Consider the following 10,075-nt stretch of genomic DNA (forward strand, 5'->3'; position numbering starts at 1 on the left):
GTTCTTGGCCTCAGCACCTGAACCGGCTGTCCGATCAGACCCCGAGATGTGACCGATCGATATTTACCAGCGATCCGCTATCCAAGTCTGACTCGGTATCGCTTGTCGCCGCCGGAATTCGGGTGGCCAGAACATGGAGATCATGGACGGATGCGGGGATGTCTGCTTCGACAACGGTTCCGTTCGGGGCGAATGCTATGGCCATGGGCGTGCGGTCGACGCCGATTCGAGCCCTACTGATGCTCTCGACCGAGTGCAGGGTAGTGATCCACCCCGGAAGGGGTGCATGCGTTGGTTCGTCGCCCGTCGCCGTATCGGTGAGGAGGATTACCTGATGGACAGCCGGGGTGTCGGGGTTGTTGCCGATATTGTCGAGAAGGCGTTGGCACGCTGGACATCCAGATCTGACGACAAGAAGGACGAACGGGGTTCCCCGCAGTGCCGCCAAGCTCGTGTAGGTGCCCGAGGGGTCGGTGACCGCGATGTCAGGCAGTGGCGTTCCGGGTACCGGCCCCACCCGGGACACCAGTGACTCCACGTGATGTTCGAGACGTTCCAATGCGGCGCTGCCGCGACTGATCATGCCCAATACAACCAACGTCAACGCCGCGACCAGAACGACGAGACCGATGAACGCGACTATCCAGGGTGTGGTCATACCGGATTCGATTCTGTGAGGGCCTAATCCAGCAGCCGGTTGATACGTCCATGAATACCCACCAGCCGACCGGTAGCGACGGCAAGCCGGGCCGCAGCGGTTGCAGTGAGCAGCGTCAGTGCGGTGCAGAGCACTGCTGTGGTGGTGAGCGTGGTTGGCGCGGCGGTGATCCCGGGTCCTGTCGCGGGGGCCATCGCGACGATCCCCGCCGCGAGAACGTAGGCGAGATTTCGGACGAGAAGCCAGCCACTGATGGTCCGTTCGTCGGAGCCACCACAGCCGCAGGAAATTGCCCGCCCTCGCACGAGATTGATTCCTATTGCCGCTGTGAAAGCGATCAGCAGCACCACACAGCAGTAGGCCGCAGCGGACACGAACGCACCCGAGATCAGCGCCAGACCGCAGATGATCTCGATTCCGATCAGGCCACGCGCGGCAACCGGCACGATCACGCGGGGCAACAGACGATACTCTCCCAGCGCCCGGACGAACTCTGCCGATTGCGCAGCCTTCCAGATTCCTGCTCGCAGAAATACGGCCGCAAGTAGCAGACGTGCTGCGAACGGCGCCATTTCACTCATTAGGATTCAGCACACTCGCATGCTTCTACCTTCTCATCGTGGTTCTCCTTCTTCTTGTCCGTTTTCTCGAAGGCAGGGCACTGCTCATAACACTTCTCGATCGCCGTACGCGCCTTGCATACACAGGCGTGGTCGCCAGCCCCGCAGGCCTGGAGCTCGGCATGGCTGTCCTTCAGACATTTGTCGTACTCAGCCCTGCCGCCGCAGCTCTGGCGATATCGCATCGACACCGCGCCGGACTGCGGTGCTCCGATCATCGCTGCGGCGCCCATGCCGAGCAGACCGACCATGAGACCGAGCGCCCGACGCCTATCGCTCCTTGCCGTGATCATCGACTCTCCGTTCGGATCGTGAGGTCCCGCCAGGTATTCGATGTCCATCCTCGAACGGATGGGTGGATACGGACGTTAGCATTCGCCGAGCAACCGGTGGGGGACCGCGCTTCATGAGGACCGTGCCCGGCACCGCCCCACCGACGGCGCGCCGCTGTCTCGTGGCACCGCCGTATTCGGCTGTCCGGGCGTAGTCTCGATTCGGCGGTTTTGGTTGAGCGGACGCTGTGGCGCGACGCGCGGGCCGGTGCGTGTGCTCAGTGTGGCCGGGTTGGTCGATTCGTGTGGTAGGGCGATGCCGCAGTTGCCGTACGCCCGCCGAGCTGACCGAGATGTGCCATCGCGTGTTGTTCTGGGCGGCCGTGAAGTCGTGAAACGTGAGCTGCTGTGAAGGAGTTCTGGTGAGCGCATTGAGCGGGGTCGAAGCGACCGCGGCGTTGATCGCGGCGGGCCGGGCCGTCGAATCCGAACGGCCGGACCGGCTGTTCGACGACCCATGGGCGCGGAGGTTCGTCGTCGAGTCCGGTTTCGACGCCCAAAGCTGGTCGTCAGAGCAGATGCGGGCAAGCGGCAGGCAAGCCTGGTTCGTGGTGGCCATTCCGGTGCGGACGAGGTTCCTCGATGACTATGTGCGTGCGGCGGTCGAGCACGGTTGCGGTCAAGTCGTGCTGCTCGGCGCGGGCCTGGACACGCGCGCGCTGCGCATCGACTGGCCCTCGCCGGTGCGGTTTTTCGAGCTGGATACCGACAGCGTGCTGTCGTTCAAGGCGAGTGTGCTGGCGCACGTCGACCCGACACGCGCGGAACGGATCGAGGTTCGGGTCGATCTACGTGACGACTGGACCGCCGCCCTGCAGGCCGCCGGGTTCCGCGCCGACCTCAGCACCGCCTGGATCGTCGAGGGACTGCTGCAGTACCTCGACGAATCCGACGTGAACACGCTGATGACCAGGGTGGCGCGGTTGTCACCCGCAGGCAGTGAGCTGGGGATGAGTCTGGCGCCGCGGCCGGAGACCCTCCCGGCACTCCCGTCGGGCGCTTCTACGGCTGCGGATTTCCGGGCGCTGTGGAAGTGGGGCCCACCCGCTGACACGGCGGGGTGGCTGGCTGGATACGGCTGGAACGCCGAGATAGTCCGCATGGCCGATCAGGCGCGAGCATATGGACGCGAACTTCCCGACACCCCCGATCGTCCATGGGAGCCCGGGCACCAACTGGTCATTGCTAGCAGGGACTGATGTACGACGTCGTCCATCGACTCTCCCGCACAAGGCGAACGGAGGTACCCGTGAGCCGGCACGCACGGGATCCGCGCTCTACGCCGCAGCCGGGATCGGTGGGGTGGTAGTCGGTTTCAGCCCGGAACGCACCGGACCGACCGCTCACATCCTCGGTGCGATCGCAGCCATCCTAGACGGTGAGGTGACTGTCGTACCAACCGCGCTGGCGATGGTCCGCAGGGTCTCCTTCGATCGGCATAAACTCGGCTGGCAGCCAGTGGCATCGGGGATCCGCGAGCGATGCCCGGACTCGACACTCTCCTGATTCGGAATGTGATTCTCTCATTGAGAATCCTTCTGTCGGCCTTGGCCATTCGTGGATGCAGACTGTCCGTCATCGACAGTCCGGGGCCGCTACGGACGGACGGTATCGATGACCAACACAACGACGCGGCCGCTACCGGGGTCGGCGTGGCGCGACCGATGGCTTTGTTCAATCGGTGCGAATGCCGCGGTCGATCACACCCAGGGCGGTGTGGCGGGTGGGATCGTCGGGGTGGTGGATCGTGGCGGTGATCATGCCGGTGATCAGCGGCTGGATTGTGTCCAGGGTGATATCGGGGCGGATCTGCCCGTCCTGTTGGGCCCTGGTGAACAGGTGCTGCAGCGTAGCGTAAAGCTCGCTGTCCGGAGTGATGCCGGAGGCCGCTGGATACGGCGTACCGGCCTGTGCAATAAGTAGATGGCGGTCCCGTGCGGCCAGATCGAGCAACATGGTGAGCACGTCCAGCAGACCTTGGAGAGCGTCCGCGGAGTCCGCGTAGGGACGGGCCCGCTGGTCCATATTCCTGGTGGAGTCGGCGACCAGTGCTTCCAGCAGGCCCTGTTTGCTGCCGAAGCGCCGATAGATGGTGGCCACGCCCACTCCGGCGTGTTGGGCTATGTCTTCCATCTGTGCGTCCGCGCCGTCTCTGGCGACGACGTATCGACCGGCTTCGAGGACCTTGGCGAGGTTACGTGCCGCGTCCGCCCGCAACGCCGGTCCGGCGGCGGAGTTCGTGTCCTGGTCGGAATAGGTATCGGCCACGCCGCTCAGGGTGGCATAGCGCACAGCTGATTGACAATCGGAATTCCGCTTCCACATACTCGGGGAGTAAGCGAAACCGCCATTCCGGTTAGTAAGAGAACGTGGAGTCCCCATACCAGGAGGTTTTGCCATGACGACATCGCAGGTATCCACGCAGCTTCCCCAAGACGATCAGGACCTCACCGGCCTGCTGGGCAAGCATCTGATCTACACGTACTCCAACGGCTGGAAGTACGAGCTGTACATCAAGAACGCCCACACGGTCGAGTATCGGGTCCACCCCAGCAAAGGCGTACCGAACCCCTTGACGGGGCGCTGGGTGAAGGACCTGCGGGCGGTGACCGCGCGGCTCGGTGACGGGCTCTATTCGGTCGCCTGGGTTCAGGTCGCGGGCACGTGCGCCAGCCTGGTGATCAACACCCAACAGCGGTGGCTGCACTTTTCCGGGTTCCTCGCCAAATGGGCCGGCGACAACCCGACACCACTGGCCGGGTTCCAGAACGAGCACCTCGACGAGATACTCCGGTATCGCGACATCGGGCCGATCGCTCCTCAGGTGCAGGAGGACCTGTTCGCCACGATCACCTTCGTCGAAGACCGCGGGGTGGACAACGAAGAGGTCATCGCCTGCCCGCCCGAACAGGTGCCCGACGGTTTCTCGACCGCACCAACTGACCCCATCCACCCACTCGGCAGAAAGGTTTTGTCATGGTGACATCGCAGTTCGCCACCCGACTTCCGCAGGACAACCAGGATCTCAGCGGCCTGCTGGGCAAGCATCTGATCTACACGTACTCCAACGGCTGGCAGTACGAGCTGTACATCAAGACCAACGATCGCGTCGAATACCGAGTCCACGCCAGCACCAAAGACGTGAACCCGCTGACAGGTCGCTGGGTCAAGGACCAGAACGCGGTGATCGCCCGGCTCGGCGACGCGATGTACTCCATCGCCTGGAACGAACCCACAGGCACCTGCGTCAACCTCGTCCTGGACACGGAACAGCGATGGGTGCACTTCACCGGCTTCCTGGCCAAATGGGTCAGCGACCATCCCGAGCGCACCGTGGTGTTCCAAAACGAGCACCTGGCAGAAATCCAGGCCTACCGCGACGCCGGACCGATCGCACCCCAGGTGCAGGCCGACCTGTTCGGCACGATCAGCTTCGCCGAAGACTGCGGCCTCGACAACGACGACGTCATCGCCTGCGCCCCCGGCGATGTGCCCGACGGCTTCCTCGACCGCACCAACTGAACATCGACCGACCACCCACCGAGAGCCGCCGTCCGGCAGCCGTTTTCGCCACATCCGAATCCGGAAACGAGGGGGAATACGATGACAACCGACACGAGGACCGCGCCCGACACCGACCAGGTGGTGGCAAGGTTGGCGGCCCGCCTGCAACGACTCGAAGATATCGAGCAGATCCAGGCGATGCACCGAACCTACGTCCGCCATCTCGCGAATCAGCAATGGGATCAGATGGTGGCACTGTTCACCGCCACCGCGGTCGTCGACCTCGGCCACGACGGCATCCGCCGAGGCCACGACGACATCGCCGCCCTATTCTCCCTGTTCGACGCCTTCTACGCGAACGGCAACCCCCGCGCCGGCTACGTATTGAGCTCCCCTGTCATCGAGGCAACCGGCATCGACGCCACCGGCACATGGACCCTCCACCGGTTCACAGTCGATGGTTCCTGGACCGAGGACCGCTACCACTGCGAATACCGAAAGATCCCCGAGGGTTGGCGATTCAGCCACTTACAGCTCCGCGTCGTACTACCCGACCCGCAACCCGAACCCGGCACCTGAAACGACACACCACGTTTGTCGGACCAGGCCGAGCAACCCCGACGCCCCGTGATCACCGAATTGGTCACGGGGCGTTGCTCAACCAGAGCCACCCGGACCTCACGAATTTCACCCCTCGGCCGACACGCGAAGACGCGCAACGCCACACCGGCCCGACCGCGCGGGGGTATCGAGCAACCGTTGCGTGCGAACCGTCATTGGTGTCGCCATGGCGGTGCGGAAACGTGGTCTCATGCACCGGGCCTGGATCGCTGCGACCGAGCCGAGGATGGATAGGGGAGGGTGATCGGGCGAGTCGTTTCGGTGCGGACGCCCCAGGTATCGAGCGCTCCATGCTCGACCAGGAACAGTACGACGACCGTCCCGGCGAGTGCCCAGACCAGTATCTCGACGACTCCGCTGAGTGACCAGCGGGTCGTCCGGGGACTCGACATCAACAGTCTCGGTCAGCGCATACCGTATACGCCGATCTTCGAATTCAACTCTCGCAGCGATGAACTCACACCCGTCACGCAGGTCGACGCGATACTCGACACCTACTGCGCCGCAGGAGTTCCCGTGGATCGCGTCCGAGCACCCGGCGGACACCCTCACCGGCGGGGTCCCCGAGCCGGACCTCGCCGTCGGCTACCTCCCGACCGCTTCGCAAGCAAACCCGCCCCGTCCAACTGTCCGTAACACCACCACGATCGCGATCACTCACGACCAAGAACGCGCCGCAGAACAATCCGATGACATCGACTCTCGCGACCGTCCGGTGTTCGACACCTTCGCCCTCGAACCACACGGCCGCATGGGCCGGTGAGTGAGCCTGGCGCCCACCGGTGACAACCGCACCGCCGACCACCCCCAAACCCCCGATCACCCCGGCACCACCAGCACCGGCCACCCCCGCGCCGCCTGCACCCGTCACTCCGGCGCGTCCGGCCCCGTCGACCAACGCCCCGATCCCGTCGCCTGCTCCGCCTGTTGTACCGGCACCGTCGAAGCCTGCCCCGCCAGCGGCGACATCGCCTGCGCCCGAGGCGAATCCGGCACCGCCCGCCAAGACCGGCCCGGGAGACTGGAAGCCGACCGAGCATCCGAACGAGACGATCGTGCCGGGCAAGATGCGCTCGGACCGCGAGAAGATCCCCGACGGATTCACCAAGGCCGACGCCGACAAGGCCGAAACCATGGAAGCCCGCATCGAAAAGCAGCGCATGCTGCGTGTCGCCCCGGGCTGCCAGGTGTACTGGCCGGCTCCCTACGAGGTGTGCGGTGCGATCCGTGACAAATACAACGAACTCGGCGGCCCCAACGGCTTCCTGCTGCATCCCAAGACGAACGAGCTGACCAACCCCGACGGAGCCGGGAAACGCACCGAATTCGTCAACGGCCCCATCTACTGGTCATCTCAGGGCGGGGCGCACCCGGTGGTCAACCACTTCCTCGCCGCCTGGGCCCGACACGGCTACGAGGCCGGCTACATCGGCTACCCCACCACCGATGAGATCGTCAACCCCGACAAGATCGGCCGCAGACAGCATTTCACCGGTTCCACCATCTACTGGAAGCTGAACGAGGCGTACTCGATCGGCGGCAGGATCTTCGACAAGTGGGGCGAAACCGGTTGGGAGCAAGGCTTTCTCGGCTACCCCACCAGCGACGAGACCGGCACCCCGGACGGGGTGGGACGGTTCAACCGGTTCGAACGCGGCATGATGTACTGGACGTTCCCGACCGACGCGCACCCAGTGGCGGGCGGCATCCTCGACAAGTGGGCGAAAACCAACTGGGAACAGGGGCCCTACGGCTATCCGACGTCCGATGAGCGTCCCCGCGGCTCGGCGCGCGATCAAGACTTCCAGCGTGGCCGGATCGGTTGGCCCACCACCGCCGCCAACATCGCCGATATCGACTGGCAAGAGGACTCCATCGACGACGGTAACTGCCCTGGCTGCGGTGACGACGACCGCGTCAGAGTGACCGGCCCGGGCTGGACCAATGTCGAGCAACCGCCGCGTGCACTGGCCCCCCGGACACCGCAATCCAGTACTGCGGTGACTATCGACGACCTGCCGGACTGCAACCAACTTGCAGCGAATGCTGATGGCGCGACACCGTATGTGTGGTGTCGCGAACCGGAATCGCTTGCGCCGCGCGGGCCTGCACCCGGCTGGGAGTTCACGAGTGCGCTGGACATGCCATTCTGCAAGGAAGCATCGACGCCGAAATCGCAGTGGATCGGCGATCGGCAGTACCAGTGCATGTGGCGGGATTACGAAATCGGACTGTTCGACCGTAAGACCAAAGCACGCATTGGGACGATCAACGCTGTGCAAGAGAACCAGTTGAGAACCAAGTGGAACTCGACCACGTGGGACGCGCGCGTTGCTATGCACATCACGAAAACAACTGGCGGACTCGAGGAGGCCAGCTACGCCGGCTCGGTCTGGTGCAATTCAGACAACGGCGGAAGCTGCAATCACACCTTCGACAACAACGAACCGCCCAAACCGCTCGTGGTGGGCGACTTCATCAAAGACTACAAGATCACCGGAGCGGTCTCGCCCGCCTCGGTCCTCAAGACCACCGGTTTTGCACAATTCACCTTTACCCATCCCGCATCGAACCCGGTGACCACCGCTACCGCCATCGCGCCCACTGTCCGCTGCGACAACATCGGTGACCGCAACAGCCAGGGGTGCATCGTGTACGGTGCCGAACCCATCTTCGACCTGCGGACGCGAAACGTGCCAACCCTGGCCGACCACGTCCGTAAGGCCCAGCAGTCCGGTCTGCCGGGCGCGCCGAACGGCACACCCCTCACACGAACGCGGAACAACCAGCAAAACAATCGCAACGCCACCTGCAACAAGATCCCCGGCCCGCGACCACAAGGGATGCAGTGCGACGAATACCCCTTCGCCTCCACCAACGAGGGCGGCTCCGGCGGTGGACCGGCACGCACCTACAGTGACTGCGATGTCGGCAATGGTGTGCAGGTCCTGGATCCGACCAGGCCGGCGAACATCGGTGCGGGCGGGATCAGCATGTGCATGATTCCCGGAAAGGACAACTCGCGCGGCGGCGGTATCACCGGCTGGTTCCTCGCCAAACAGCGGCTGCTCGACGGCGACAAGTTCTACGTCAGAGGAAGTTGACCGATGCATATAGAACATGGCCGGATTCAGGCCGACCACAGCCAATTCCTGATGACAGATCCGAACGTAGACACCACCGACATCACCGACGAGAGCGACCTGATCTGGGCAGGACCCGGATTCGTCACCATCATGACGGGAATCGCTTACGGCCCCGTCAATCTGACCGTCGAACTGCTCGACCACGCACCTGACGACACCGATCTCGACGAGTGGGAGGTGGTCGAGGAGACCATCGTCGACGCCGCCGCGGACCTGCAGATACTGCCGCTGATGGGATCGGAGCCGGAGTCGAGCGATCGCTTCGAGCCGATCCCGGCAGGCCGCTATCGGGTGCGCGCCCACGCCCGAGGCCGCGACATCGACCGAGGACTCGATGTCACCGAGGCGGGGGAATCGAACGAGTATCACCTGATACGTCTCTGGCTAGACGCCGATGCAGGTCCGGAAGTTCGGCAACTCCGCAAGACCGACGACATCCCAGTCGAAGAACCATCAGAATATCCTCAACCCAACCGAGACTACGTCTATGTCTTCGATGCCCACGGTGACATACAGCGCGTCCCCCCCAACAGCCCGGAAGTAGAGGCCGTCTACGCACGCAAAGACTCCTGGAACGGGCGCACGCCCAGTGCCGCGCTCGGCGAGATCATCAACGCCCGCGAGGTCGCGTTCCTGGACCGCGACCTCGTCGACCACATCGAAGCACTACCGCAAGACCGGCAGCGCGAATTCGCGCGATGGTGCGCCCACAGGGCTTTCGAGAAATCTCGGCTCATCGACATCGACTGGCTCCGCGATGCCCTTACCGCACTCGACCAAGGCACCCTCCCGCCGGACTTCGAGAACTCTTCGCTCGCCCGTTACCGACTCGACAACGATCCACGAATCCGACCCACCGTCGTCTCGGGACTACCTGGATCGATCGAGTTGATTCAACAGCATCAGGCATTGTCGACATATTTCAACGCCATCTGGTTCGAGCCATTGCGGTCAGCAATCGAAGCGTTCTGGAGAGCCGCGGCGACGTACGGCATGGACTACCCCGAACTCGTAGCCGCTGCCAAACGGGATTTCTTCCCGTCGCAGAGCTGACACCACACCAAACACCGCCCTGAGGAGACTCGGCGGAACCGAATAATCCACGAGAAACGCAGACGTGGGGGGGGGGGGGGGGGGGGGGGGGGGGGCGCCGCGGCGGGGGGGGGGGGGGGGGGGGGGCCCACACCGGGGGGC

The 10,075-nt window shown here is 64.1% G+C and carries 11 protein-coding genes; 7 read left to right on the forward strand and 4 right to left on the reverse strand.

Annotated elements, in window-relative coordinates; genetic code table 11:
* Nucleotides 1-34 precede the first annotated feature (34 nt).
* The 3 genes from ACIA76_RS16130 to ACIA76_RS16140 are packed head-to-tail and all read right to left on the reverse strand — an operon-like array spanning nucleotide 35 to nucleotide 1,619.
* Complete coding sequence (locus tag ACIA76_RS16130) at nucleotides 35-658, reverse strand: TlpA family protein disulfide reductase (RefSeq protein ID WP_397152550.1); 624 nt, start codon at nucleotides 656-658, stop codon at nucleotides 35-37.
* Between the two features lie 23 nt (nucleotides 659-681).
* The gene (locus tag ACIA76_RS16135; protein WP_397152551.1) at nucleotides 682-1,239 is read right to left on the reverse strand and encodes a MauE/DoxX family redox-associated membrane protein; all 558 of its coding nucleotides are present in this window, start codon (nucleotides 1,237-1,239) and stop codon (nucleotides 682-684) included.
* Nucleotides 1,239-1,619 (reverse strand): hypothetical protein, encoded by a 381-nt coding sequence (locus tag ACIA76_RS16140; RefSeq protein ID WP_397152552.1) that lies wholly within the window; start codon nucleotides 1,617-1,619, stop codon nucleotides 1,239-1,241. The genes ACIA76_RS16135 and ACIA76_RS16140 overlap by 1 nt, the downstream gene beginning before the upstream one ends.
* A 353-nt stretch (nucleotides 1,620-1,972) precedes the next feature.
* Between ACIA76_RS16140 and ACIA76_RS16145 the strand changes: the two genes are divergently transcribed.
* A complete protein-coding gene (locus ACIA76_RS16145) occupies nucleotides 1,973-2,809 on the forward strand; it encodes an SAM-dependent methyltransferase (protein WP_397152553.1) in 837 nt (278 codons plus the stop codon).
* Nucleotides 2,810-3,284: 475 nt separating this feature from the next.
* On the opposite strand, the gene ACIA76_RS16150 is transcribed toward ACIA76_RS16145, so the two are convergent.
* The gene (locus ACIA76_RS16150) at nucleotides 3,285-3,878 is read right to left on the reverse strand and encodes a TetR/AcrR family transcriptional regulator (protein ID WP_397152554.1); all 594 of its coding nucleotides are present in this window, start codon (nucleotides 3,876-3,878) and stop codon (nucleotides 3,285-3,287) included.
* 130 nt (nucleotides 3,879-4,008) lie between these two features.
* Between ACIA76_RS16150 and ACIA76_RS16155 the strand changes: the two genes are divergently transcribed.
* From ACIA76_RS16155 to ACIA76_RS16180, 6 genes are all read left to right on the forward strand, one after another.
* Nucleotides 4,009-4,593, forward strand: a complete 585-nt coding sequence (locus ACIA76_RS16155; protein WP_397152555.1) for a phenolic acid decarboxylase — start codon at nucleotides 4,009-4,011, stop codon at nucleotides 4,591-4,593.
* The gene (locus tag ACIA76_RS16160; RefSeq protein WP_397152556.1) at nucleotides 4,587-5,132 is read left to right on the forward strand and encodes a phenolic acid decarboxylase; all 546 of its coding nucleotides are present in this window, start codon (nucleotides 4,587-4,589) and stop codon (nucleotides 5,130-5,132) included. Before ACIA76_RS16155 ends, ACIA76_RS16160 begins: the two co-directional genes overlap by 7 nt.
* A gap of 81 nt (nucleotides 5,133-5,213) precedes the next feature.
* The gene (locus tag ACIA76_RS16165; RefSeq protein WP_397152557.1) at nucleotides 5,214-5,693 is read left to right on the forward strand and encodes a nuclear transport factor 2 family protein; all 480 of its coding nucleotides are present in this window, start codon (nucleotides 5,214-5,216) and stop codon (nucleotides 5,691-5,693) included.
* A gap of 303 nt (nucleotides 5,694-5,996) precedes the next feature.
* Nucleotides 5,997-6,371, forward strand: a complete 375-nt coding sequence (locus tag ACIA76_RS16170) for a lipase family protein (protein WP_397152593.1) — start codon at nucleotides 5,997-5,999, stop codon at nucleotides 6,369-6,371.
* 146 nt (nucleotides 6,372-6,517) lie between these two features.
* Nucleotides 6,518-8,839 carry a hypothetical protein gene (locus tag ACIA76_RS16175; RefSeq protein WP_397152558.1) on the forward strand — a complete coding sequence of 774 codons (2,322 nt, stop codon included), beginning with the start codon at nucleotides 6,518-6,520 and terminating at the stop codon, nucleotides 8,837-8,839.
* A 51-nt stretch (nucleotides 8,840-8,890) separates the two neighbouring features.
* Nucleotides 8,891-9,934 carry a hypothetical protein gene (locus ACIA76_RS16180; protein ID WP_397152559.1) on the forward strand — a complete coding sequence of 348 codons (1,044 nt, stop codon included), beginning with the start codon at nucleotides 8,891-8,893 and terminating at the stop codon, nucleotides 9,932-9,934.
* The last annotated feature ends 141 nt before the right edge of the window (nucleotides 9,935-10,075 follow it).

The sequence above is a fragment of the Nocardia sp. NPDC051570 genome, assembly GCF_044454005.1.
GTDB lineage: Bacteria > Actinomycetota > Actinomycetes > Mycobacteriales > Mycobacteriaceae > Nocardia.

Excerpts from the sequence above, each read along its gene's own strand:
- ACIA76_RS16155 (WP_397152555.1), top strand. The coding sequence starts at position 4,009 with ATGACGACATCGCAGGTATCCACGCAGCTTCCCCAAGACGATCAGGAC.
- ACIA76_RS16165 (WP_397152557.1), top strand. The coding sequence starts at position 5,214 with ATGACAACCGACACGAGGACCGCGCCCGACACCGACCAGGTGGTGGCA.
- ACIA76_RS16140 (WP_397152552.1), bottom strand. The coding sequence starts at position 1,619 with ATGGACATCGAATACCTGGCGGGACCTCACGATCCGAACGGAGAGTCG.
- ACIA76_RS16130 (WP_397152550.1), bottom strand. The coding sequence starts at position 658 with ATGACCACACCCTGGATAGTCGCGTTCATCGGTCTCGTCGTTCTGGTC.
- ACIA76_RS16135 (WP_397152551.1), bottom strand. The coding sequence starts at position 1,239 with ATGAGTGAAATGGCGCCGTTCGCAGCACGTCTGCTACTTGCGGCCGTA.
- ACIA76_RS16160 (WP_397152556.1), top strand. The coding sequence starts at position 4,587 with ATGGTGACATCGCAGTTCGCCACCCGACTTCCGCAGGACAACCAGGAT.
- ACIA76_RS16180 (WP_397152559.1), top strand. The coding sequence starts at position 8,891 with ATGACAGATCCGAACGTAGACACCACCGACATCACCGACGAGAGCGAC.